This is a genomic window from Bradyrhizobium sp. 14AA, assembly GCF_054185205.1.
This window is the reverse complement of sequence record NZ_JAVAYM010000002.1, coordinates 531,713-556,446: the sequence shown is the minus strand read 5'-3', so window position 1 is coordinate 556,446 and position 24,734 is coordinate 531,713. Positions and strand designations below refer to the sequence as shown.

Genomic DNA, 24,734 nt, shown 5'->3' with positions numbered 1-24,734 from the left:
ACCATGACGGCGTTGGCGGAAAAAGCCTCAGCGTCCAAAACGCTTGGCCAGCATCTCTTTCAGGATCTGTCGCTTGATATTCTTGTTGGTGAGCACGCCGTCGTGCCACCAGAAGCCGTCGGCCTTCATCTTCCCGGCCGCGCGGACGAAGCGTTCGGCGACTTCGGTGAAGTCGGCGTCGGTGTAGTTCAGGCTGAAGATCAGCCGTCCGGTGCCGACCCAGCTCAAGGACAGGCCTTCAGCACGCAGGTAATATTGCAGCATCCAGTTGTAGCGGGACGGCGTGGTGTATTTCACCGTCCAGATCGACGAGAAGTTGGCGAACCGCACCGGCAGGGCGGCGCTGTCCATCATCTCGTTGAGCTTCTTCACGCGGCCATTCCAGGTTTCCTCCAGCCCATCATAGACAGCGCGAAAGTTCGGGCTGGCGAGCCGGCTCAGAAACTCGTCCATCGCCGTCATGACGTAGGGGTGCGAGTTGAAGGTGCCGCGGGCGAAGCAGATGTCGGCGGGGCGATCGTCGCGGAAACGGCGCATCAGCTCGCGCTTGCCGCAGACCACGCCGACCGGCAGGCCGCCGGCGAGGCTCTTGCCGTAGGTCACCATGTCGGCCTTGACGCCGAAATATTCCTGGGCGCCGCCGGCGGCGAGACGGAAACCGACGAAGACCTCGTCGAAGATCAGCACGATGCCGCGTTGGTCGCAGACCTCGCGCAGCTTCTTCAGCCAATCGGTGTAGGCCGCGCGATCGAAATTGCCGCCGCGCGAGGAATCGACCAGCGAGGAATCGCCGGGTGCGTTGGCGTTGGGATGCAAGCCCTGCAGCGGATTGACCAGCACGCAGGCAATGTCCTTGCGCGTGCGCAGCACGTGCAGCGTCTTCTCGGACATCTCGGCGAGGGTGTAGGTCTCGTGCGCGCTGATCGGATTGCCGACGCCGGGCTGCACGTCGCCCCACCAGCCGTGATAGGCGCCGGCGAAACGCACCAGATGCGTGCGCTTGGTGTGGTAGCGCGCGAGCCGCACCGCCTGCATGACGGCCTCGGTGCCGGACATGTGGAAGGAGACCTCGTCGAGGCCGGAGATCTGGCAGAGCCGCTGCACGTTCTCGAGGATGACGGGATGGTAGGGGCCGAGCACGGGACCCAGCGCATGCGCGCGCTTCTCGGAGCCCTCGATGCACTCCTTGTAGAAGTCGTTGCCGAAGATGTTGACTCCGTAGGAGCCCGTGAGGTCGTAGGAGGTGTTGCCGTCGACATCCGTGACGGTGACGCCGCTGGACGACTCCATGAAGGTCGAGGTTCCCAGATGCTCGCGGACGAGACGCGAGAACTGGAACGGCACGCGATAGGTCTCGGTGAAGTTCAGGTCGGAGATGGTCTCCGCCGCTTCCTTCGTCATCGCGCGGCCCTTGGGGTAGCGCTCGGCGTAGAGAGCAGCGAGACGGAAGAAGGCCTCCTTGCGCTGCATCACCACGTTATCAGGCGCGCTGTCGCAGCCGAAATAGGTGTCGCCCTCGAACTCGTAGAAGGGGAGCAGCTTTGCCACCCGGCGCGACATCTTGGAGTGCCCGGCGAGCGACCGGTGCTTGGCGCGGGACAACTCGACCCGCGCCTTGATCTTCGGGAGGACGGCGGCAGCGGACGCTGCGGCGGCCACAGAAAATGAGAGAATCGGGAGTGTCGTTTCCATGACAACAAGCGCTAATACTGTGAGCTGACAGATTCATGACAGTCAAAGCCCTCATCGCCTCTTTCACCCAGCAGGAAGACCTCAACTTCCTATTGACCAACCGCATCCCCCGCGCGGCGCTGACCCGCTTCATGGGCTGGTTCTCCAAGATCGAGAACCCGCTGGTGCGGGACTTCTCGATCGCGTTGTGGAAGCTGTTCTCCGACCTCGATCTGTCGGAGGCGCGCAAGACCCATTTCAGGAGTCTGCACGATTGCTTCACACGGGAGCTGAAGCCGGGCCTGCGCCCCTTTGATCCCGACCCCTCCATTGTCGCCAGCCCGTCGGACGGTATCGTCGGCGCCCATGGCCGGATCGCCGACACCGAGCTGTTCCAGGTCAAGGGCGCACCCTATTCGCTGCTCGACCTGCTCGGCGATTCCGCGCTGGTCGATAAGCACCGCAACGGAAGCTTCGTCACGCTACGGCTGACGTCGAGCATGTATCATCGCTTTCATGCGCCCTTCGACGCGCATATCGAGCGGGTCACGCTGATCCATGGCGACGTCTGGAACGTCAATCCGATCGCGCTGAAGCGGGTCGAGCGTCTCTTCTGCAAGAACGAGCGCGCGGTGATCCGCACGCATCTCAGCTCCGGCGAGGCGGTGACGCTGGTGCCGGTTGCCGCGATCCTGGTCGCGAGCATCCGTCTGCACTTCCTCGACATGGTCCTGAACGCGCAGACGCGCGGCCCGGTCAATTTCCCTTGCGACGTCAACGTGACCAAGGGCGAGGAGCTCGGCTGGTTCGAGCACGGCTCGACCATCATCATCCTGGCGCCCGGCGATTTCAACTTCTGCGACGGCATCACCGAGGGCACGCGCATCCGCGCGGGGCAGGCGCTGCTCAGAAGAAAGTAGCCTTCAATCCGCCGTCCCCGCCGCCTATATGGTCGGCGGGGACGATTCGACACGGATTTGATGATGGCGCGGGCGCCGGTCATGGCGGCGGGTGGTATTGTGCTGCGGCGGGGCGCACCGCCGCTGATTGCGGTCGTGCGCCAGCGCAAGCGCAATGAATGGGTCTTGCCTAAGGGCAAGCTCGACGACGGTGAAACGCCGAAAGAGGCCGCGCATCGCGAGGTGCTGGAGGAGACCGGCCACGACGTCGCCGTGCACGAATTCCTGGGCACGCTCGTCTATCAGTCCGGCGGGCGCTCCAAGGTCGTGCATTTCTGGCGCATGGAGGCCAATGGCGGTCCCGTCCGCAAGCTGATGAACGACATCAAGGCGGTCGACTGGCTGACGCTGGACGAGGCGCTCGCGCGCCTGTCGCGCGAATACGAGCGCTCGTTTCTCGTGCAGGTTGGCCCGATCGCACTTGCGGCCGCGGGGCTGGCGCCTGCTCCCGCGCCCGAGCCGACACCAACGCTGGCAGCTGACGATATCGATGCAGCCTTGCAGACGCTGACGCCTGCCGAAGCCGCGTCGGTCGACGAGTTGCGGCATGGCCTGTTGCAGAAGGTGAAGGCCTGGCTGCGCGGCGAGGCGTGAGTTGCGATGAGAGAATGATAGCGCAGCGTTGACGGTGCACCCTCGCCCCTTGTGGGAGAGGGTGGCTCGCCGCGAAGCGGCGAGACGGGTGAGGGGTCTCTCTCCGCGTGTGAACTCTCGCCTGAACCCGCTGAAGCAACCCCTCATCCGGCGCTTCGCGCCACCTTCTCCCACAAGGGGAGAAGGAAGAAGTCATCGCCTTTCCTTCTTCTCCTTCGGAGCCGGCGCCGGTTTGCGCGGGGCTGCGGCTGCGGGGCGTTGTGCAGCGGGCGGCCGCTGCTGGAAGCCGCCCTGACGCTGGATGCCGCCAGGCTGCTGAGTTGCAGGAGGCTGTGCGGGCTGGCCGGGCTGCAATCCCGTGCGCGGAGTTTGCGGCGTTGCGCCTGGCTGCGGCGGCACGACTCCTCCCGGCTGCGCCGGGGTCTGTCCGTTGCGCTGCGGCTGGGTTGGCGGCACGCCGTTCGGCGGTGTGCCTTGGCCCGCGCGCGGTGCACCCGGACGTCCGGCGCCTCGCGGCTGTTGCCCCTGACCCGCGCGCTGGCCACCCGGCTGCACTGCGCCTCCCTGCCGTTGCGGCGGCTGCGCGCCTTGCCGACCTGGCGCGCCCGGCTGCTGCTGACCCGGACGGTTGTCCTGGCGGGGTTGGCCGTTCGGCCGCTGCGGCTGCTGACCCGGTGCGGTCGTCGGCCGCAATTGCTGCTGCTGCGGCGGCTGGGACGGCCGCGGAATGCGGCTGGCTGCGGTCGGATTGGCGCGGCGGAAGTCGCGCTGCTCGGTGACGATCTGGCGGCCCGTGGTCTGCGCCAGATGCACCTGGCTGACGAAGCCGCGATCGCGTGCGATCTGCTGCGCGGGAATCGTGATCGGCACAGCCGCAAAACGCATGATCCCGGCCGTGGCTGCGCCTGGCCGGATCGCAAAGCCGCTCGATCCTTGCGTCAGCGCGCCCAGCCGCGTGCCGCTCGTGCGGTCGTCGACGTCGATGTGCCCGACCCGGCCGTCGGCGTCGGGATAGAGCTTGATGTTGACGTTGTTCGTGCTGCCCGCCGCCGCGCCTTCGGGCACATCGACGACGCCGGTGGTGCCGCGGATGCCGAGCGTCGCGGTCGGCGTCGCGATCTTCATGTCGCCGGTCTTGGCAACCGAGGCCGCGACGAAGGCGACCGTGCCCTTGCCGATGTCGAAGATCGCGGAGTTCTGCTTGCCGCCGTCCTCATAGACGTAATTGTCGATGGTGATCTTCGCACTGGCCGAGAGATTGAACGTGGTCGCGTCGTTGAAGGTGATGCCGAGCGAGGAGTTCGACGAGGTCTGCACGACGTCGTTGAGATAGATGTCGTCGCGCACCTTGAGAGGATAGGAATTCCTGTCGCGGACCACGGTCGCGATTCCCGTCACCGTCGCAACGTTGCCGATCGGCTCGACGGCGGCGGGTTGCGCGTCGGTCGCGGGAGCAGGCGAAGCCGACGGCGTCGGGGAGGGCGCGGGTGTTGGCTGCGCTTGCGGCTGCGCCTGCGCAAGTTCAATTGTGTCGGATGCAAAGGCCATGCTCGCGCCGGCCAGCGGCAAGGCCAGCAGGGGAAGCGCGAAGACAAAGCGGCGCCAGGCTAGCATTGAAGTCACGAGGAGGTCCCGGTGAGAAGGCGAGGCGAGATCTGCGGATTTCAGCGGGAGGCAGCTGAATGGCGGATGAACGTGTGTGACACGGGAGGGACGAATGTTCAAACAGCGGGCGGTGCGAGCGAATGTGGCTCGATTCTCTCCACACCGTCATGGCCGGGCTTGACCCGGCCATCCACGCCTTGATGTGCGGCGCCAAGAACGTGGATGCCCGGGACAAGCCCGGGCATGACGAAGACTGGCACGAGATCCCGGGTTCGCGCCGACGCGCGCCCCGGGATGACGCGCTCGGCGCGTCAGCTCACGCGCTTCCAGGTCTGGCCGCCGCAGAACATGCCGCCGAAGGCGCAGCCCTGCACGCGCAGCGCGTTCGGGCCCTTCATCGCGATCGTGGAGTCGTAATTGCGGCCGGAGTCGGGATCGTGGATGCGGCCGCTCCACTTCGAGCCCTCGGGCTTCATGTTGATCAGGATCCGCTCATTGGTCTTCGCGGCATAGCCGCAGAGATTGGCGCCGCACTGCTCGACGCGAACGTTGCCCTTGTTCTCTTCGGTCGCCCACACGCCGATCGGCGAGTTCGGTGCGGCCACGGGCGCGGCGGTCACCGGAGCCGGAGCGGGGACATAAGCAGGAGCGGGCGCGGCCGCGACCGGAGCCGGAGCTGCAGCCGGCGCGGGCTGTGCCGTCGTATCGACGGATGGCGCGGCGGCAGTCGGCGCTGGCGCGGCGGGAGCAACAACGGGGGCTGCCGGTGCGGTCGCCTGAACTGGCGCCTGCTGCACGGGCGGCTGCTGCACCGGAGCCGGTGCGGGCTGCGCGGCCGGAGCCGGCGTGGTGTCGACGTCATCGTCCTTGGAGCCGCCGAGGCCCTTGAGGTTGATGTTGTTCAGCTTGATCGGCTTGTCCGACAGGCCTGGGGCGACGATGGTCACGCAGTTGAGCGAGGCGCAGTTGCGCGGCGTCTCGATGCGGATGTGCTGGCCTTCGATCTGGAACGAGATCGAATTGCCGGCATGCGCGGCGGCGGTCGAAGCAAGGAAGAGCGCAGTGGCGGCGATGGTGAGCTTGTTCATGACAACCTCCGAAAATGGCGTGGTCCTGGTATGGACTGGTGTCGCCGGTGGATGAAGCGTGGTTCGACCCTACGCCGGGCCGGTCGGGCGTTCCGTGACGGACGTCACAACAGCTGCGCGTGCGTCTGGGTGAGACGGCGCACATTCAGCCCCGCTCTATCTGCGTAACGTCGCCGCGACACAGAGGGAGGCGCCGATGACGCGGCTTGTGACTTCGCTTGGCACGTTGATCGCACTGATGGCGATGGCGCCCGCCGCCCAGGCCGGTTCCTATTCCTTCTCGGTTGGCGGCCACCGGTTCCATGTCGAGGCGCCCCGCAATTGCCGGTCCACGTCCTGTGTCTCGGTTTCCAGCCGCAGCCTGCGGACGACGGAAGATGTCGGCACAGCCCCGGCTCCGCCGCCTGCGCCCGCGCCGGTCGTTCAGGCGCCGCAGCCGGTCGCCCCGGTTGCCCCGGTCCCGCCGCCACGAGCGACCGTCGCCGTGCCGCCGTCCGCGCCACCGGCCCCCGTCCTTGCCGCGACCACGTCACAGCCCGTCGTGCCGCCGCCGGCACCAAGATTGGAGGCGCCACGAGTCGAAGTGCCGAGCCCCAATCTCCCGCGCGTTGACCTTCAGCGCATCGATCCGCCGAAGGCTGTTGCACGCGATCCGCCGCGCCTGGAGCCGCCGGTCATCGCGCCGAAGCCCGAGATCAAGCAAGCCGCACCGATGACGCAGCGCAGTGACGAGGATGCGGCCTATTCGCCGATCGGCGAGTGGGAGAGCACTGGTGCGAAAGGCACCGTTCGCATCGAACGTTGCGGCCCGGCGTTGTGTGGTTTCGCGCTCACCGAAGCATCAAGCCGGGGCGAGAGCGTGCTCGTCAACATGAAGCCGAAAACGCACGATGTCTGGACCGGCAGCATCTACAGCCGTTCCAGCGGCAGCACCTATTACGGCAGGATGACGCTGACAACGTCCGGCAAGCTCCGTGTCGAAGCCTGCGCCATCGGCCGCTTCTGGTGCTCCGGCAACGACTGGATACGCGTCGAGGAGCAGCAGGAGAAGATGGTCACGACATCGCGGCAATGGAGTGCGAGGTCGTAGCTCATCGAGATCGCAGGCTGTCACCCTCTCCCCCTTGTGGGAGAGGGTGGCTCGCTGCGTAAGCAGCGAGACAGGTGAGGGGTATCTCTCGGTGAGCGATTCTTTTGCAGCGGAATTCGCCGAGCCAACCCCTCATCCGGCGCTTCGCGCCACCTTCTCCCGCAAGGGGAGAAGGAAGAAGAGCCGCTCTCGACGCGATGGACGTCTCTAAATCATGCCGAGCACGATGGCGCCGACGAAGGCCATGGCGAGGTAGGCGGTGATAACGCTCAGTCTCCCGGCGAACGTCATGCCATTGCTCCCTAGGATGATGCTCCGCTGGAGGATGCTCCCCGGTCGCGTGCCTGCCCGCAACCCTATGGTTAACAGAGAGTCACTTCGCGAAAAAGTCAGCCTTGCTGTCGCTCATCGCAGGTCTCGTTGCGCGAGCGCGGGCCGGCATGGTTAAGGAAGGCTGAAATCGACACGTTGAAGAGTCTTTAAGTAAATTCACCGAACGTGCGTGCATGACGCGCGGAGTTCGTTTGTATCTCGTCGGCTCCATCGTCCTTGTTTCGCTAGCGGGTTGCGGACGCGGCTTCTTCCAGGCCGAACGTGAACCATGGCGGGCCGAGGCCGAAGCCGCATGCCTGAAATCGGGCGCCGTCAAGGAGAGTGCGGACATCGTCCGCATCGAGCCGATTTCCGGCCCTGGCCAGTGTGGCGCCGAGTTTCCGCTCAAGGTCGCCGCCATCGGCGAAGGCTCCAGCAGCTACGGCTTTGCCGACGAGGAGCTGCGCCCGCCCGGCAGCATCGGCAACCAGCCGCGCTGGCCGGTGACCCAGCCGCGATCGAATTACCCGCAGAGCCAGAATTATCCGTCCTCGTCCTATCCGCAGCAACGGTCGAACTATCCCGAGAGCGCGGTGCGCCAGCCGTCCGGTTATGGCGCGCCGTCCGGCCCGGTGTCGCTGAATGCACCCGGCGTGGCGCCGCAGGAAGACGAGATCGACTTGCCGCCCGAGGGCACCGACGCCGCGGGCGCGGCGCGCTACATGAATGCGCCGAGCTATCCGGCGCGGCAGCCCGCGCCTTATTCGCAGGCGCCCGCGCAGCAGCCGCTGCCGCGTCTTGGTCCCGCGCAGGGCAATCCCGTCACCGCCGTGGGGCCCGTCACGATCAAGCCGACTGCGACGCTCGCCTGTCCGATCGTGTCCGAGCTCGACCGCTGGCTCGGCGACACCGTGCAGCCGTCGGCGATGCGCTGGTTCGGCGTCCGCGTCACCGAGATCAAGCAGATTTCCGCCTATTCCTGCCGCGGCATGAACGGCAATTCGCATGCCCACATCTCCGAGCATGCCTTCGGCAATGCGCTCGACATCGCCGCCTTCGTGCTCGCCGACGGCCGCCGCGTCACCGTGAAGGACGGCTGGCGTGGCATGCCGGAAGAGCAGGGCTTTCTGCGCGACGTGCAGTCGGGTGCGTGCGCGCATTTCACCACGGTGCTCGCGCCGGGCTCGAACGTCTATCACTACGATCACATCCACGTCGATCTGATGCGTCGCGCCAGCCGCCGCCTGATCTGCCAGCCGGCTGCGGTCTCCGGCGAGGAAGTGGCCGGGCGCGCTCAGCAACGCAACCCCTATGCTGGCCGGCGTGATCCCTATGTCACGGGCTCGCTCGGAACGCGCAAGAGCCCGACGCGCAAGCAGGAAGAAGACGAGTACGCCGACGAATAGTCGGGTGTTTCCATGTAGCCCGGATGAGCGAAGCGATATCCGGGAACAGTCTTCCGCATATCGCTTCGCTCATGCGGGCTACGATCGCGTCAATCGAAATGTCCATCGTCCGCTATCTCACCCACCCGCAGGTGCAAATCGACCCCAACGTGCCCGTGCCGCAATGGGGCCTCAGTCTCATCGGTCGAACGCGCACCGAAGCGCTGGCGCAGGCGCGCTGGCTCGCGAGCACCACGCAGATCATCTCGAGCGGCGAACGCAAGGCGATCGAGACCGCCGAGATCATCGCCGCAACGCTCGGTGTCACGATCGAGATGCGCGAGGCCATGCATGAGAATGACCGTTCGGCCACCGGCTTCCTGAAGCCGGACGAATTCGAGGAGGTCGCCGATCAGTTCTTCGCGGAGCCGCATCTCAGCGTCCGCGGCTGGGAGCGCGCCGCGGATGCCCAAGCGCGCATCGTGCGCGAGGCCGAAGAGGTATTGGCCCGCGACCGTCCCGGCGATGTTCTCTTCGTCGGCCACGGCGCCGTCGGCACGCTGCTGTTCTGCCACATTGCCGGCCATCCCATCGATCGCGTCCACGATCAGCCGGCAGGCGGCGGCCACGTCTTCGCGTTCACGCGCGAGGCGCGCCAGATCCTGCACGGCTGGCGAAGACTGGAAGAGATGGGAGCGTAGCTCTACGAACAGAAAGTTACTTCGAAGCCGGCTTCGACGGCGCTGGCGCCAGCCCCATGCAGCGCTGCACTTCGCCGGGGACGTTGTAGGTGCGCATGATGTGGCGGCTGTCGCGCAAGCCGGAGGCTTCACGCTGCACCACGAACATCCAGAGCGCCTGGCCGGCCTCAACGACCAGCTTGCGCCTCGCCGCTTGCATGGAGGCAGGCGTCTCCGCGTGGGCGGCGTCGAACTCGCGCAGTTGCGTCAGCGCTTGTTCGAGCGTGCTGCCCATTCGTCCAAGCGCTGAAGCTTGTTCCTGGACGATCTCGTAATGAAGGATATCGACCGGCGGGAGAAGATCACGGGACATGGCACTCAATATAGTGCCGCACGACCCGCATGCGCAACGCGCGGCCCGCTTGAGGCTACTTCGCCCGATACGCCGCCAGAAACATCCGCGTCGCGCTGTCGACCACCTCGGTCATGCGCTCTTCCGACGGCGCGGGCGCGGCCTGGAACACGAAGGGCAGGAAGAGCGAGGCCTTGCACAGTTCCATGAACTGCGAGGCGGCAAGGTCGCAATCGTCGATCCTGAGATCGCCAGAGGCGACATGGGCTTTGAGATAGTCGGAGAGGCGGTTGATGGTCTTGTCCAGCACCCGCGCATAATAGCGGCGGCCGACATCGGGCATGCGTTCGGCGATGGCCATCACCGTGCGGATCGCCGATCCGCCGCCGGGCCGGCACAATAGATGGATGTAGGCCCGGCCAAAATCCTTCAGCGTGGTCTCGGCGTCACGCGTGGGATCGAAATTGAACACGACCTGGCCGTGCTGGAGCGCTTCCTGCTCGAGGATGGCTTCGAACAGCGCAGATTTGTCGGCGAAGTAGACGTAGAGCGTGCCCTTGGAGACCTGCGCCGCACGCGCGATCTCGCCCATGCTGGCGCCGTCGAAGCCGAGATCCATGAACACCTTGCGGGCCCCGTCGAGGATCTGGCGGCGCTTGGAGCTGTCCTCCTCTTGGATGACGTGCAGTTGTTCGCGGCCGGCTACCATTGGTTCAGGGTCTCGGAAGGTTTCTGGATCGGCTCCAGGGCCATGAAACCCGAATAAAGGATTCGGCCAGTACGGTCCTGTCCGAGATTAATATGTATATTGACCGAACCGTTCGGTCAATGATATTTGGGAAGAGCGAGAGGAACAGGCCTGCATGATGGGCCTGTCCTCGATCGCAATTTTTGGGGAGGCCTTTATGGCCGTATCGAGAGACCAGGCTGCGCGCGTCCTTCGCGAGGAAGCGGTCGAGACGACGGCGGAGCAGGCGGGCGGCGATGCCGCCAGCGAGAAAACCGTACCCCTTGCCGAGCAACTGCGCTCTCATGTGGCCGAGGAAAGCAAGCGCCGCACCGCGGAGGCGCCGGAGAAGCCCGTGACCGACAAGCCGGCCGCACCTGCGCCAGACGCGCCCGCCGCTGGCGCGCCCAAGTCCGGCAAGCGCAAATTCGTTCTGATGGGCGTTGGCCTCGTGCTGGCGCTCGCGGCCGCGAGCTATGCCGGCTACTACACGCTGGTCGGACGCTTCTACATCTCCACCGACGACGCCTATGTCCGCGCCAACAACACCATGCTGGGCGCGCGCGTTGCCGGCCACATCTCCTCGATCCTCGCCGGCGACAATACGACCGTGAAAGCCGGCGACATCGTCTTCCGCATCGACGACGGCGACTACAAGATCGCGGTCGACGCCGCCGCGACCAGGATCGCGACCCAGCAGGCCACCATCGATCGCATCGGCCGCCAGATCGCGGCGCTCGACAGCCAGGTCGCGCAGGCCAAGGCGCAGCTCGTCTCGGCCGAAGCGGGCCTCAAGCGCGCCGATCTCGATTATGAGCGCCAGCAGGCGCTGAGCAGCAAGGGCTTTGCCTCGCGCGCGACCTTCGAGAGCTCGGAAGCCGGACGCGACCAGGGCGCCGCCGCGGTCAAGGCCGCGCAGGCCGCCTATGACGTCGCGCTCAGCAATGTCGACGTCACCAAGGCACAGCAGGCCGAAGCGCAGGCGCAGCTCGCCGAGCTCAAGACCACGCTGGCGAAGGCCGAGCGTGACCTCAGCTTCACCGCCGTGCGCGCGCCGGTCGACGGCACGTTCTCGAACCGCCTCGTCAGCGCCGGCGACTTCGTCGCGGTTGGTCAGCGCCTTGGCAACGTCGTGCCGCTGGACGACGTCTATATCGACGCCAATTTCAAGGAAACCCAGCTCAAGCGCATCCGCGCCGGCCAGCCGGTGACGATCAAGGTCGACGCTTACGGCATGCGCAAGTTCTCCGGCGTGGTCGACAGCATCGCCGCCGGCGCGGGCTCGGTGTTCACGCTGCTGCCGCCCGACAACGCCACCGGCAATTTCACCAAGATCGTGCAGCGCGTGCCGGTCCGCATCCGCGTGCCGAAGTCGGTGGCGAGGCAGAACCTGCTGCGCGCCGGCATGTCGGTCTATGCGACCGTCGACACCAACAAGGGCGCGGCCGACGCCGACAGCGAAGTCGATCTCGACGATCCCACCGCGATCCATCCGCAGTAAATCGCGATCCCAGCGCTGCGAGGTCGGACCATGGCCAACGCCACGACTGCTTCACCTGCCATGATGGCGGCCCCCGCTTCGGAGCGCATTGCGCCGAAGCGGCTGTTCGCCTTCATCATCATGGTGTTCGGGATGTTCATGTCGATCCTGGACATCCAGATCGTCTCGGCGTCCCTGAGCGAAATCCAGGCCGGCCTGTCGGCGAGCTCCAGCGAAGTCTCCTGGGTCCAGACCGCCTATCTGATCGCCGAAGTCATCGCGATTCCCCTATCGGGATTCCTGTCGCGCGCCTTCGGCACGCGGCTGCTGTTCGCGATCTCGGCGGCCGGCTTCACCGCCTCGAGCCTGCTCTGCGGCTTCGCCACGACCATCGAGGAGATGATCCTCTGGCGCGCGCTCCAGGGCTTTCTCGGCGCCGGCATGATCCCGACGGTGTTTGCTTCCGCCTACACCGTCTTCCCGCGCTCCAAATTCCACATCGTCGGCCCCATCATCGGGCTGGTTGCCACGCTGGCGCCGACCATCGGGCCGACGGTCGGCGGCTACATCACCGACCTGATGTCGTGGAACTGGCTGTTCTTCATCAACGTCGTGCCCGGTATCGGCATCACCCTGGGCGTGCTGGCGCTGGTCGATTTCGACGAGCCGCATTTCGAATTGCTCGACCGCTTCGACTGGTGGGGCCTGCTCTTCATGGCCGGCTTCCTCGGCACGCTGGAATATGTGCTGGAGGAAGGCCCGCAATATGAATGGATGCAGGACACGTCGGTGGCGATCTGCGCCTGGATCTGCGCGATCTCGGCGATCGCCTTCTTCTGGCGCGTGTTCACGGCGGCCGAGCCGATCGTCAATTTGCGCACCTTCTCCAACCGCAATTTCGCCATCGGCTGCGTCTTGCAGTTCTGCATCGGCATCGGCCTCTACGGCCTGACCTACATCTACCCGCGCTATCTCGCCGAGGTGCGCGGCTACAGCGCGCTGATGATCGGCGAGACCATGTTCGTCTCCGGGATCACCATGTTCCTGGTCGCGCCGCTGGTCGGCCGGCTGATGGTGAAGCTCGACATGCGCTACATGATCGCGTTCGGCCTCATCGTGTTCGCGATCGGCTCCTACCAGATGACCTGGATCACGCGCGACTACGATTTCTACGAGCTGCTGGTGCCGCAGATCCTGCGCGGCGTCGGCATGATGTTCGCGATGGTGCCGACCAACAACATCGCGCTCGGCACGCTGGCACCCGACCGGGTGAAGAACGCGAGCGGCCTGTTCAACCTGATGCGCAATCTCGGCGGCGCCGTCGGCCTCGCGGTCATCAACACCGTGCTCAACGACCGCACCGATCTGCACATCACCCGTCTTCAGGAGCGGGTGACCTGGGGCAACGCCACCGCGACCGAAACCCTGACCATGTTCATGCAGAAGTTTCAGGGCCTTGGCGATTCCACGCTGATGGCGATGAAGCAGCTCTCGCAGCTGGTGCATCGCCAGGCCGTGGTCATGAGCTTCGGCGATGCTTTCTTCGTGCTGACGCTGTTCTATCTCGGCCTCAGCCTGCTGGTCACGCTGCTGAGCAAGCCGGCCTCGCTGACCGGCGGCGGCGACGCGCACTAGCGCCACGTTCTCGGTGTCATCGCCCGCGCAGGCGGGCGATCCAGTATTCCAGAGACGTCAGTGGTTTATCGAGAAGCTGCGGCGTACTGGATCCCCCGCCTTCGCGGGGGATGACAGCGGAGGTTGGGGTGAGGCCGTGCGCACCAAGGCCCGTGCGTACCGCCACCCGCGCACCGAATTGCAACACTCGTGCGTGATCTCGCACGGGGCCCGTTGCAAACCGCAAACGACACATCTATAAAGCGCACCTCATTCATCGAACCAGGGAGAGATTTGCATGATTTCGTCGCATTCGCAGATCGTACGCCCGCGCTCGATGATGTTCTGGCTCGGTACCTGCTCGACCTCCTAGAGGTCCTTTCCGCCAGCTTCGATTGGGCTCCAAGTCCCGATCGCCTCACTTCCCAAGTCAAAGCCAACTTTAAGTGACGCCGTCCCGGCCCTCGCGGCCGGCCTGCGTCCATCGATGGAGCCGGCCCGCGCCAAAGCGGCCGGATGATGTCATGACCGCTCTGTCAAAAAAGCCCGCGGCAATACGCGTGGTGCTGCCCTTCGTGTTCCGGCACTGGCTGAAGCAGCCGGGGCGTATGCTTGTCGTCGTCGGCAGCCTGTTGGGCGCGACCGCCGCCGATCTGTTCATGCCGGTATTCTCGGGACATCTGATCGATGCGTTGACGCGCGGGCCGTCCGATGCCGATGCGCGCCACGCAGCGCTGGTCGCGTTCGGCGCCATCGTGGCGCTCGGCGCGGCCTCGATGGTGCTGCGGCTCGCAGGCCTGCAGGCGATCGTGCCGTTCACGCTGAAGATCATGACCGAGGTTGCGCAGGACGCGTTCACGCGCGTGCAGCGCTTCTCGACCGATTGGCACGCCAACTCCTTCGCCGGCTCCACCGTACGCAAGATCACGCGCGGCATGTGGGCGCTCGACCTGTTGAACGACACCATCCTGCTGGCGTTGCTGCCGTCGCTGGTCGTGCTGATCGGGTCGATGATCCTGCTCGGCGTGCACTGGGCTTCGCTCGGCGCGGTGATCGCGCTCGGCGCGCTGGCCTATGTCACCATGACGGTGCTGTTCTCGACGCGCTACATCGCGCCGGCCGCGCGCGTCTCCAACGCCTGGGACACCAAGGTGGGCGGCACGCTGGCGGATTCGCTGACCTGCAACGCGGTGGTGAAGTCGTTCGGCGCCGAAGCGCGCGAGGATGCGCGGCTTGCCCGCGTCATCAACCGCTGGCGCGTGCGCGTGCGACGGACGTGGTTTCGCTACAACTACACCGCCATGGCGCAGCTCTCGCTGCTGCTGTGCCTGCGGGGATCCGTGATCGGCGGCTCGGTGCTGCTGTGGATGTACGGGCACGCCTCGCCCGGCGACGTCACCTATGTGCTGACGAGCTATTACGTCATCCACGCGTACTTGCGCGACGTCGGCATGCACATCAACAACCTTCAGCGCTCGGTCAACGACATGGAGGAGCTGGTGGCGATCCATGACGAGCCGATCGGCATTGCCGATGCCGCCCGCGCTCGGCCGATCGCGATCGAGGGCGGCCAGATCGTGTTCGACGACGTCACGTTCCACTATGGCGGCCATCGCGCGCCGCTGTACGACGGGCTGTCGCTCACGATCCGCGCCGGCGAGCGGGTCGGCCTCGTCGGCCGCTCCGGCTCCGGCAAGACGACCTTCGTCAAGCTGGTGCAGCGGCTCTACGACGTCACCGATGGTCGCGTGCTGATCGACGGGCAGGACATCGCGCTGGCCACGCAGCAATCGCTGCGCAGCCAGATCGCGATCGTACAGCAGGACCCGATCCTGTTCCACCGCACGCTCGCCGAGAACATCGCCTACGGCCGGCCCGGCGCCAGCCTCGAGGCGATCGAGCAGGCGGCGCGGCTTGCCAATGCGCACGACTTCATCCTGCGCCTGCCGAAGGGCTACGGCACTCTGGTCGGCGAGCGCGGCGTGAAGCTGTCGGGCGGCGAACGGCAGCGCGTGGCGCTGGCGCGCGCCTTCCTGGCGGATGCCCCGGTGCTGATCCTGGACGAGGCGACGTCGAGCCTCGATTCGGAATCGGAGGCGCTGATCCAGCAGGCGATGGAACGGCTCATGAAGGGCCGGACCTCGATCGTGATCGCGCACCGGCTGTCGACGGTGAAGAGCCTCGATCGAATCCTGGTGTTCGACCGCGGCGAGATCGTCGAGCAGGGCACGCATGCTCTGCTCGCGGGAAAGCCCGGGGGCATCTATCGCGGCCTGTTCGAGCGCCAGGTGGTGGAGCTCGGACACATCGCAGCAGCGGAATGAGGCGCACGGCGGCGGGACGAACGTCCCGCAGCCACGCTCTGAGGAATGGAATGAGATGAAGGACCTGACGCGCGGCTCCATCGTGAGCCACATCCTGAGCATGGCGCCTCCGATCGTGGTGGGCATGATCACGATCATGCTCTGCCAGCTGGTCGACCTGTACTTCGTCTCCAGCCTCGGCGATGCCGCCGTGGCCGGCGTCGCCGCGGCCGGCAATGCGGGATTTCTCGTCAATGCCCTGATGCAGGTGCTCGGCGTCGGAACGGCCGCGCTGATCGCGCACGCCGTGGGGCGCAAGGATCGCGACGACGCCAACCTCGTCTTCAATCAGTCGGTCGTCCTGTCGGTGCTGTTCGGGCTCCTGACCTTGGTCGCGGGTTCCGCGCTGTCGCGCCCCTACATGCACGCGGTTGCAGCGGACGAGGCCACGGTCGAGGCCGGGACCGTCTATCTCCTCTGGTTCATGCCGGCGCTGGCGCTGCAATTCGCGACGCAGGTGATGGGGTCGGCGCTGCGCGCAACCGGCATCGTGCGGCCGAGCATGCTGGTGCAGGCGCTCGCCGTCGCCATCAACATCGTGCTGGCGCCGGTCCTGATCCTGGGCTGGGGCACCGGACATGCGCTCGGTGTTGCCGGGGCAGGCCTGGCGAGCTCGATCGCGGTCTTCATCGGCGTGCTGATGCTGCTGTGGTATTTCCGCAAGGTCGAGCGCTACGTTGCTTTCCATCCTGCGCAATGGCGGCCGCAGCTGGCGCAATGGAGGCGGATCCTCAATGTCGGCCTGCCCGCGGGTGGCGAATTCGCGATGATGTTCATCTTCATGGCCGTCGTCTATTACGTGCTGCGTGATTTTGGCGCGGCGGCGCAAGCGGGTTTCGGGATCGGACAGCGCGTGCTCGGCCTGATCCAGATGCCGGGGCTTGCGGTTGCGCTGGCGGCAGGGCCGATCGCCGGCCAGAATTTCGGGGCCGGCAATGGTGCGCGCGTGCGCGAAACCTTCGTCAGGGCGGCGCTGATCGTCACGGCGGTGATGATCGGCTTCATGATCCTGGCGCAAGCGAAGCCGGACTGGCTGCTCGCCGGATTCTCGAACGACGCGGAGACCATGAGGATCGCCTTCCTGTTCCTGCGGATCATCTCGATCAACATGGTGGCGCAGGGCCTGATCTTCACCTGCTCCAGCATGTTCCAGGGCCTCGGCAACACCAAGCCGGTGCTGTGGAGCTCGGCAACGCGCGTGTTCACCTATTCGCTGCCGGCGATCTGGCTGTCGACGCTGCCCGGCTTCCGGATCGAACACGTCTGGTACCTGTCGATCGCGGCGACGACGCTGCAGGCCGGCCTGAGCTTGTGGTTGCTACACCGCGAGTTCAGGAAACGCCTGGCGCCGCTCCCGCAGGAGGAGGCCCCGGAGCAGGTGGAAGCTGAGCCTGTCGCGCCCCCCGCGCGTGCGCCTGCGTAGCGACAACGATGTCCCCACGGCTCCCGCTCATTCGCGGCGCCATGGGGCTAATGCGCGCCAATGCTGTTCCAGACGAGGGTGAGGCCCGACAGGAACAAGAGGCCGAGCACGACATCGCCGAAATGCTTGTCGTTCAGCGCGTGATAGACGCGCGCGCCGGCCCATGCACCGATCAGCGTGCCGGGAAATGCGACAGCTGCGAGCCAGACCACCTTGATGGCGACGAGGCCTGACGCTGTCTGCAACACCAGCGCGGTGGCGAGCACCGTGAAGTTGAAGAGCTGGAAGATGCCGCGCCGCTCGTGCTTGTTCCAGCCGCGGATGTTCGCCCACAGGATTGGCAGTGGCCCCGACAATCCGGCGAGGCCGCCGAGAATGCCGCCGGCAAAGCCGATCGCGCCATCGGCGATGCGGCCGCCGAAGGTGACGGCGAGGGGCTTCTTGTTGAGGTACAGTGCGCTCGAAAAGATCAGGATCAGCACGCCGACGCTCAGCTTGAACACTTTTGGATCGGCGGAAGCGACCATCATGGTCCCGAGCGGCACGCCAATCAATCCGCCGATCAGGAACGGCCACACCAGCGAGAGATCAAAACTCTTCCACATCGAGGGCAGCGTCGAGGTCTGCGCGATCACCGAGCAGATCAGCACCAGCGGCACCGCGAGCGAGGGCGGCAGGACGTAGAGCCAGATGCCGAGCGCCATCAGCGCCGTGCCGAATCCGGCCAGGCCCGAGACGAAGCCCCCGGCCAATGCACCGACCAGCAGCAGCGCGTAGGTGAACGTTTCCAACAGACTGTCCTTGTCGCAATGGGCGATCCCGAATTGTTGATCGCGCTTGTCCGCATAGCACAGCTGCGGCCGTGCAGGTCAATTCCGTACCGCACGCAGGCGTGATCCCCAGCGGTCGGGCTTTCGCGAAAGACACCCCTACATGTCGGTCGTACTTGAACCTGTGGGCTTGCCCGACGCCGTCATGCGATCCGATCGGCCAGTCCCGAACGAGATGATGGAGATTGAGTCATGACCCGCACGAAGATTGCCGTTGCGGCCGCGCTGTTGTCGGCGGCGGCGCTGACGCCGACGCTGGCGCAGGCGCAGCTTTCCGAGCCCGCGGCCTATCAGGCCGCCCATCCCGACCGGGATGTGCTGAACGGCGGCCAACTCACGCCCGCTGCGCGCGCCGCGCTCGGCCAGCCGGCTGGCCCGCGCGATGCCTATGCATCGCAGGCCTATCCGTCATCGGGCGCGCCGGCCGTGCGCCCGCGGCATCGCCGTCAGCATCAGTGATCTAGACGATCTGCCTGATGTCGGCGGGCCTGTGCAGCGCGCCGACCAGGATGCGCAGCGCTTCCGTCAATTCCGATCTGTTGCGCGCTGCGCCAAGCGAGACGCGCGCCGCATGCGGTGGCGTCCCGTCGACGGTGAAGGCATCACCGGCGACGATCGCTAAACCATTCCGCAACAGATGCGCCGCAACGTCGGGCCGGCTCTCCGGTAACCGCAGCCAGAGATGATGCGCGGCGGGCTTGGCCAGGAATTGAAACCCTTTCAATGTGCGCTGCGCAAGCTGCTGGCGGCCGACCGCCTCGTTGCGGATCGCGGCGATGATGCGATCGGCGATGCCGGTCTCGATCCAATGCGTCACCAGCGCGACCATCAAAGGCGCGGGCATCTGCACGGTGGCCTGCAAATGGCCGCGCATCTGAAGCTGGGCGTCGCTGTCGGGCGCGACCAGATAGGCGACGCGCAGCGCCGGCGCGATGCATTTTGACAATGTGGTTGCGAGATAAGTCCGCTCCGGAATGAGGTTGGCGATCGGCGAGGCCGAACGGTCGAGCAGACCGTAAGCATCGTCCTCGATCAGAATCGTGTCGGCATCCCCGATGATCCCGGCGATGGCGTCGCGGCGCTCCGCGGACAGCGTCGCCGTTGTCGGATTGTGTAGTGTCGGAATGAGATAGACGGCTTTCGGCCTGTGGGCGCGGCACGCTTTCGCGAGCGCATCGGGAAGGATGCCGCCGTCGTCCATGGCGACGCCGACGAGCTTGACGCCGAGCCGCGCCGCAGCCGCCTTGATGCCGGGGAAGGTCAGCGCTTCCGTGAGCACGACATCGCCTGCTCGCGCGAGATGGGCGAGCAGGTTGAACAGGATCGTCTGCGTGCCCGGAAAGATCACGAGCCGGTCGGCATGCGCATGCGGAACGCGTGCGCGCATCCACCGCGCTGCGACCTCGCGCTCATGCACGCTGCCGCCGGGCGGCTGATAGTTGAGATGCGCCGTCAGACCGGATTGCGCGCGGATCGCCTCCATCCCGGCGATGATGCGTTCGTCGAGTTGCGCCTCCAGCGGATGCGGCGGCACGTTCATCGAGAGGTCGATCGCGACGGGATGCGGCAGGTCGACCGCGCGGCGCGCACTGGTCTCCGACACGAACGATCCCTGTCCGACGCGGGCCTCCATGATGCCGCGGCGCCGCGCCTCGGTGTAGGCGCGCGTCACCGTGGTGAGGTCGATGCCGAGCGCTTTTGCGAGCGCGCGCTGCGTCGGCAGTTGCTGGCCGCGCACCAGCCGGCCTGCGGCGATGTCGGCCTCCATCGCCTCGACGATGCGCTGGTAGCGCGGCCCGCTCAGCTCCGAGATTGTAGGGGTCCAATCCATGCAATTAGGGTCCTTATCCTTTGAATGTATGGATACAAGATACTATTGTATGGATCGTTGAAAAGGAAGAGGTGTGGTCATGGCGACCGGTTCGATCTCTCTGGCAAAGGCGATGTGGCGCGGCTTTTGCGGCAAGTGCCCGAACTGCGGCGAAGGGCATCTGTTCGGCCGTTTCCTGAAGGTGGCAGACAGCTGTGATCGTTGCGGCGAGGAGCTGTTTCACCAGCGCGCCGATGACTTCCCGGCCTATCTCGTGATGGTCGTGGTCGGCCATCTCGTAGTGCCTGCGATCCTCGCGGTCGAGACCGCCTATGCGCCGCCGGTCTGGCTGCAATTGGCGGTGTGGCTCCCGGTGACGCTGTTCGCTTCGCTCGCATTGCTGCAACCGACCAAGGGCGCCATCGTCGGACTGCAATGGCAGATCGGCATGCACGGGTTCGAGGCGAGCAAGCAGCAGCGGGAAGCCGGTCAGCTTGCGCCCGCGCTCGTGAAAGCGAACACGCCGCGCGTGGCCTGAGGCACCTCGCGGCGTTTACATCGCGCGCTCGGCCGCTACACTCCATCGTACAAACAAGAACGATGGAAACGCCGATGACCGCACGCTCGAAGACCTTCCTGCTCTGTCACGGCGCATGGTCCGGCGGATGGGCCTGGAAGAAGATGCATCCGCTGATGGCGGAGGCCGGGCACCGTCTGGTCGCGCCGACTTACACCGGGCTGGGCGAGCGCGCGCATCTGGCAAGTCCCGCGATCTCTCTCGATACACATATCGAGGACATCCTCAACGTCATCAAGTTCGAGGATCTCAGCGACATCGTGCTGCTCGGCCACAGCTATGGCGGCATGGTCGCGACCGGCGTCGCCGATCGTGCCCGCGAACGCGTGACGCAGCTGATCTATCTCGACGCCTTCGTGCCGCACGACGGCCAGTCGCTGTTCGATCTCAATGAGAGCGGGCGCCAGCCGATGCGCAAGGCCACGGCCTCGGGTGACGGCTACCGCATCCCGCCAAATCCGCCACCGCCGGATACGCCGCAGGCCGATCTCGACTGGCTCAATGCGCGCCGCGTCGCCATGCCGATCAAATGTTTCGAGACGAAGCTGAAGCTGGAATATGGCGAGCCGGCGATGCCGCGCAGCTACATCTATTGCACCCGCATTCCGCCCGGCGACGTGTTCGGGCAATTTGCGACGCGAACGAGGGGCGAGGAGGGCTGGCGCTATTTCGAGCTCGATGCCAGTCACGCGCCGAATGTCACGGCGCCGGAGGCGCTGATGGGCATGCTGGAGGAGATCGTCGTCTAGTTCGCCACAAAATGGTGAGGGGTCCGATGCGCTAGCATCGAACCCCTCGTTGCAAGATATCAGCCGGCCTGTAAGCCGGGTTCTGTAGGGCACCGCCTGCTTGCGCCGGCGATACGTGACGGCCATTCCTCTGGGGCCAAGTTTGCACATGGCCTCGAGCAACCTACCCGGACGGCGGGCCTGACATCGCCCCGCGGCGTTATCGCTTTCGCGAACAGCCCGCTACGCCGTCCCTATTCGGTTTTGCTCCCGGTGGGGTTTACCATGCCGGCCCCGTTGCCGGCGCCGCGGTGCGCTCTTACCGCACCTTTTCACCCTTACCTCGCCGAAGCCCAAAGGGCGACGGCGGGCGGTTCGTTCTCTGTGGCACTTTCCCTGGGGTCACCCCCGCCGGACGTTATCCGGCACCGCATGTCAAGGGAGCCCGGACTTTCCTCCCCGGCGGCCTTTCGGCACCTGCCGGAGCGGCCGTCCGGCCGACTGACCGGCTACGCATGGGGCATTTGTGACGGTTCCGTCAAGCCGATATCGCGACGCACGCCTGCCCGAAATAATTTATCCTGAAGATGTCGTTTGGAGCGTGCCCCGTTCGACTGGATGTCGGCGACACAGCCGAACAACAGGAGTGAAGCGATGCAATATCTGCTGATGATCTACCAGAACGAGGCCGAGTACGCGAAGATTGACACGGGAACCACCCAGAAGATGTCGGCGGAGTATGAGGCCTTCACGCAATCCATCATCCGGAACGGCAATTTCAAGGCCGGCGATCGGCTGCGCCCGACCGCGACCGCGACCACGGTGCGCGTGCGCGATGGCAAGACGCTGACGACCGACGGTCCATTTGCGGAAACGCGCGAACAGCTCGGCGGCTACTATCTGATCGAGGCCAAGGATCTCGACGCCGCGATCGAGATCGCCGCGCGCATTCCGAGCGCGCGCGTCGGTTCGATCGAGGTGCGGCCGATCTGGGTCTACGACAAGTGACGACCGGCTTGCGCATTGACGTATGACACCTTCCGAGATCGACAGGATATTCCGCGACGAGGCGGGGCGGGCGCTGGCCACGCTGATCCGCCTCGTCGGCGATTTTGATCTCGCCGAGGATGCGCTGCAGGACGCCTTTGCCGTTGCGCTCGAGCGCTGGCAGGCGTGCGAGGTGCCCGGCAATCCGCGCGCCTGGCTCGTCAACGTCGCCCGCAACAAGGCGATCGATCGCATCCGCCGCCAGGCCGCCTTTCGCGGCAAGCAGCAGGCGCTGGTGCATGAGCTCGAGCTGAATGCGCAAGCGACCGACGAGCCGTCGGCGATGCTCGACGACGACATGCTGCGGCTGATCTTCACCTGCTGCCATCCGGCGTTCGCAGTTGAAGTCCAGGTCGCGCTGACGCTGCGCACCGTCTGCGGGCTCTCGACCGCGCAGGTCGCGCGCGCGTTCCTCGTCAGCGAGGAGGCGATGGCGCAGCGCCTCGTCCGCGCCAAGCAGAAGATCCGCCTCGCCGGAATTCCCTACGAGGTGCCCGAGCGCGAGGCGCTGGCACCGCGGCTCGATGGCGTGCTGGCCGTGATCTATCTCGTCTTCACCGAAGGCTATGTCGCGACCGCGGGCGCAGACCTGATGAGGCCTGATCTCGCCATGGAGGCAGTCCGGCTCGGCCGTTTGCTCGACCGGCTGATGCCTGGTCGCGCCGGGATCAAGGGCCTGCTGGCCCTGATGCTGCTGCACGATGCGCGCCGTGCCGGGCGTGAGACGTCGGGCGGCGACATCGTGCTGCTCGAGGAGCAGGACCGCTCGCTGTGGGACCGCGCGCAGATCGATGAGGGTCTGCGTCTGGTGGACGACGCGCTCCGCGTGCCCGGCCGGCCGCAGCCCTATGCGGTGCAGGCCGCGATCGCCGCGCTGCATGCGCGTGCGCCGAGCTACGAGGAGACCGACTGGCCGCAGATCGCCGGGCTCTACGAGGTGCTGCTGCGCATCAGTCCCTCGCCGGTGATCGAGCTCAACCACGCCGCGGCGGTGTCGATGGTCGACAATCCGGCGCGTGCGCTCGATCTCGTCGACGCGATCACTGCGCGCGGCGGGCTCGACGGCTATGAGCTGTTGCCCGCGGTGCGCGCGGATCTGTTGCGAAGACTCGGCCGCGAGGACGAGGCGCGCGCGGCCTATCGTGCGGCGACGGAAGCGACGCAGCTGGAGCCGCTGCGGCGGCTGTATGCGCGACGGGTGAGGGAGATGGGATAGTCGCTCAAGTCCGGCCTGGTGCCCCGGACGCAGCGCAGCGCCTCTTTGGCGGTGCGCTGCAGAGCCGGGGCCCATCTCTCCACAGCGGACTTATGTCGCCAACTGGGTCCCGGATCTGCGATGCAACGCGAAGAGCGTTGCATCGCGTCCAGGACACGGGACTGGGCGCTTCCGGCTTTCGCCGTCACTTCGACGCCACCACCGTCCCGTCCGCCGGCAAGCTCGCCAGCAGCGCCTGCAAGGTCGACAGCGTCGAGTGGTCAGCAACCCCATCCAGTCGCGCCGGGCGGAAGTGGCGTTGGAAGGCGGTGACGACTTCCATGGTCGCGGCGTCGTATTTGCCGGTCAGCGGCACGCCGTAGCCATATCTGGCAAGCGCCTGCTGCAGGCCCAGCACATCGTCGCTGATGGTGCCGAGCATCAGGGTCTCACCGCGCACGACGGGTGCGGGCGTCACCCAGTGGCCGACGCCGGAATTGGCCAGCGAATGCCACGGAAATTTCTCGCCGGGATCCTTCTTGCGCGCGGGCGCGACGTCGGAATGGCCGAGCACGCGGTGTGCAGGCACCTTGCGGCGGAGCATGATGCCGCGGCACAGCGCGATCACGGCGGCGATCTGGCGCAGCGGGTACTCCGGATAACCCCAATCGTGGCCGCGATTGACGATCTCGATGCCGATCGAGCAGGAGTTGACGTCGTCCTCGCCGGCCCAGGACGAGACGCCGGCGTGCCAGGCGCGCTTGATCTCGGGCACGCATTGCACGATGCGGCCGTCCTCCAGCACGACGTAGTGCGCCGAGACTTCGGTGCCCGCGGTGCACAGCCGCGCCAGCGCGCCCTCGACATCGGGCATGCCGGTGTAGTGCAGCACGATCATGTCCGGCTGCCGTCCCTTGTTGCGCTCGCCATGGTTCGGCGAAGGGATGATGTCGGAGACGATCGAGGAATCCGGCTCGAACGTCCGCATGTTCGCCGCGGCCTTGGGAACCGGGAGAACGCGTTGACGCTTCGAATCAGTTCCAGACGGCGTGGACGAACCGGACGACATGGGACAGCTCGAGATTGACAGAGAGTGGGCCAAGCCCTTCTCTTTACTATTCCTTTACCCTCCACCGCGCGCAATCGCGCGGCGCGGTTAACGGACGCATTTTGGCGCATGTGTGTGGATGAAGCATCACCGCCG

At 65.9% G+C, this 24,734-nt stretch carries 22 protein-coding genes and 1 other RNA gene; 14 read left to right on the top strand and 9 right to left on the bottom strand.

Translation table 11 applies throughout. From position 1 onward, the window contains the following. Positions 1–27 precede the first annotated feature (27 nt). Entirely contained in the window at positions 28–1,692 is a 1,665-nt protein-coding gene (locus tag RAD15_RS07585) for an aminotransferase class III-fold pyridoxal phosphate-dependent enzyme (protein ID WP_458175962.1), read from the bottom strand. 35 nt (positions 1,693–1,727) lie between these two features. On the opposite strand from RAD15_RS07585, the gene asd reads away from it, so the two are divergent. Both asd and RAD15_RS07575 read left to right on the top strand, forming a co-directional pair. Beyond that, the gene (asd, locus tag RAD15_RS07580; protein WP_458175960.1) at positions 1,728–2,591 is read left to right on the top strand and encodes an archaetidylserine decarboxylase; all 864 of its coding nucleotides are present in this window, start codon (positions 1,728–1,730) and stop codon (positions 2,589–2,591) included. A gap of 63 nt (positions 2,592–2,654) precedes the next feature. Continuing rightward, positions 2,655–3,224: an NUDIX hydrolase gene (locus RAD15_RS07575; RefSeq protein WP_458175958.1), complete on the top strand. Its 570-nt coding sequence runs from the start codon at positions 2,655–2,657 to the stop codon at positions 3,222–3,224. Between the two features lie 192 nt (positions 3,225–3,416). Here RAD15_RS07575 and RAD15_RS07570 read toward each other — a convergent pair whose 3' ends face one another. Continuing rightward, the gene (locus RAD15_RS07570) at positions 3,417–4,838 is read right to left on the bottom strand and encodes a FecR domain-containing protein (RefSeq protein WP_458176080.1); all 1,422 of its coding nucleotides are present in this window, start codon (positions 4,836–4,838) and stop codon (positions 3,417–3,419) included. A 302-nt stretch (positions 4,839–5,140) separates the two neighbouring features. Next, positions 5,141–5,917, bottom strand: coding sequence for a DUF2147 domain-containing protein (locus RAD15_RS07565; RefSeq protein ID WP_458175956.1), 777 nt, complete (start codon positions 5,915–5,917; stop codon positions 5,141–5,143). Positions 5,918–6,113: 196 nt separating this feature from the next. Between RAD15_RS07565 and RAD15_RS07560 the strand changes: the two genes are divergently transcribed. The 3 genes from RAD15_RS07560 (at position 6,114) to RAD15_RS07550 (ending at position 9,405) form a co-directional block, all read left to right on the top strand. Beyond that, positions 6,114–7,007, top strand: coding sequence for a DUF2147 domain-containing protein (locus RAD15_RS07560; RefSeq protein WP_458175954.1), 894 nt, complete (start codon positions 6,114–6,116; stop codon positions 7,005–7,007). A gap of 506 nt (positions 7,008–7,513) precedes the next feature. Then, positions 7,514–8,725 (top strand): extensin family protein, encoded by a 1,212-nt coding sequence (locus RAD15_RS07555; protein ID WP_458175952.1) that lies wholly within the window; start codon positions 7,514–7,516, stop codon positions 8,723–8,725. Positions 8,726–8,823: 98 nt separating this feature from the next. Further along, positions 8,824–9,405 (top strand): histidine phosphatase family protein, encoded by a 582-nt coding sequence (locus RAD15_RS07550; protein ID WP_458175950.1) that lies wholly within the window; start codon positions 8,824–8,826, stop codon positions 9,403–9,405. A gap of 16 nt (positions 9,406–9,421) precedes the next feature. On the opposite strand, the gene RAD15_RS07545 is transcribed toward RAD15_RS07550, so the two are convergent. Both RAD15_RS07545 and RAD15_RS07540 read right to left on the bottom strand, forming a co-directional pair. Beyond that, entirely contained in the window at positions 9,422–9,757 is a 336-nt protein-coding gene (locus tag RAD15_RS07545) for a DUF6665 family protein (protein ID WP_458175948.1), read from the bottom strand. 55 nt (positions 9,758–9,812) lie between these two features. Beyond that, on the bottom strand, positions 9,813–10,445 hold the full coding sequence (locus RAD15_RS07540; protein WP_458175946.1) for a TetR/AcrR family transcriptional regulator: 633 nt from the start codon (positions 10,443–10,445) through the stop codon (positions 9,813–9,815). Positions 10,446–10,641: 196 nt separating this feature from the next. Between RAD15_RS07540 and RAD15_RS07535 the strand changes: the two genes are divergently transcribed. From RAD15_RS07535 to RAD15_RS07520, 4 genes are all read left to right on the top strand, one after another. Further along, positions 10,642–11,964 carry an efflux RND transporter periplasmic adaptor subunit gene (locus RAD15_RS07535; protein WP_458175944.1) on the top strand — a complete coding sequence of 441 codons (1,323 nt, stop codon included), beginning with the start codon at positions 10,642–10,644 and terminating at the stop codon, positions 11,962–11,964. 30 nt (positions 11,965–11,994) lie between these two features. Beyond that, entirely contained in the window at positions 11,995–13,578 is a 1,584-nt protein-coding gene (locus tag RAD15_RS07530; RefSeq protein ID WP_458175942.1) for a DHA2 family efflux MFS transporter permease subunit, read from the top strand. 503 nt (positions 13,579–14,081) lie between these two features. Next, complete coding sequence (locus tag RAD15_RS07525) at positions 14,082–15,881, top strand: ABC transporter ATP-binding protein (RefSeq protein WP_458175940.1); 1,800 nt, start codon at positions 14,082–14,084, stop codon at positions 15,879–15,881. A 55-nt stretch (positions 15,882–15,936) separates the two neighbouring features. Beyond that, positions 15,937–17,343: an MATE family efflux transporter gene (locus tag RAD15_RS07520; RefSeq protein ID WP_458175938.1), complete on the top strand. Its 1,407-nt coding sequence runs from the start codon at positions 15,937–15,939 to the stop codon at positions 17,341–17,343. Between the two features lie 47 nt (positions 17,344–17,390). Here RAD15_RS07520 and RAD15_RS07515 read toward each other — a convergent pair whose 3' ends face one another. Then, positions 17,391–18,134, bottom strand: a complete 744-nt coding sequence (locus RAD15_RS07515) for a sulfite exporter TauE/SafE family protein (protein WP_458175936.1) — start codon at positions 18,132–18,134, stop codon at positions 17,391–17,393. 231 nt (positions 18,135–18,365) lie between these two features. On the opposite strand from RAD15_RS07515, the gene RAD15_RS07510 reads away from it, so the two are divergent. Next, a complete protein-coding gene (locus RAD15_RS07510; protein ID WP_458175934.1) occupies positions 18,366–18,632 on the top strand; it encodes a hypothetical protein in 267 nt (88 codons plus the stop codon). Position 18,633: 1 nt separating this feature from the next. Here the strand turns inward: RAD15_RS07510 and RAD15_RS07505 are convergent, their stop codons facing one another. Then, positions 18,634–20,004, bottom strand: coding sequence for an aminotransferase-like domain-containing protein (locus tag RAD15_RS07505; RefSeq protein WP_458175932.1), 1,371 nt, complete (start codon positions 20,002–20,004; stop codon positions 18,634–18,636). A 79-nt stretch (positions 20,005–20,083) separates the two neighbouring features. Between RAD15_RS07505 and RAD15_RS07500 the strand changes: the two genes are divergently transcribed. Together RAD15_RS07500 and RAD15_RS07495 are read left to right on the top strand one after the other, a co-directional pair. After that, a complete protein-coding gene (locus tag RAD15_RS07500; protein WP_458175930.1) occupies positions 20,084–20,521 on the top strand; it encodes a DUF983 domain-containing protein in 438 nt (145 codons plus the stop codon). A gap of 74 nt (positions 20,522–20,595) precedes the next feature. After that, a complete protein-coding gene (locus RAD15_RS07495; protein WP_458175928.1) occupies positions 20,596–21,309 on the top strand; it encodes an alpha/beta fold hydrolase in 714 nt (237 codons plus the stop codon). 55 nt (positions 21,310–21,364) lie between these two features. On the opposite strand, the gene rnpB is transcribed toward RAD15_RS07495, so the two are convergent. Next, an RNA gene (gene rnpB, locus RAD15_RS07490) (RNase P RNA component class A) lies at positions 21,365–21,793 on the bottom strand. Positions 21,794–21,942: 149 nt separating this feature from the next. Here rnpB and RAD15_RS07485 point away from each other — a divergent pair. Next, a complete protein-coding gene (locus RAD15_RS07485) occupies positions 21,943–22,296 on the top strand; it encodes a YciI family protein (protein WP_458175926.1) in 354 nt (117 codons plus the stop codon). A gap of 22 nt (positions 22,297–22,318) precedes the next feature. Further along, positions 22,319–23,551 (top strand): RNA polymerase sigma factor, encoded by a 1,233-nt coding sequence (locus RAD15_RS07480; RefSeq protein ID WP_458175924.1) that lies wholly within the window; start codon positions 22,319–22,321, stop codon positions 23,549–23,551. 184 nt (positions 23,552–23,735) lie between these two features. Here the strand turns inward: RAD15_RS07480 and RAD15_RS07475 are convergent, their stop codons facing one another. Then, positions 23,736–24,518, bottom strand: coding sequence for an N-acetylmuramoyl-L-alanine amidase (locus RAD15_RS07475; protein WP_458175922.1), 783 nt, complete (start codon positions 24,516–24,518; stop codon positions 23,736–23,738). Between the last annotated feature and the right edge of the window lie 216 nt (positions 24,519–24,734).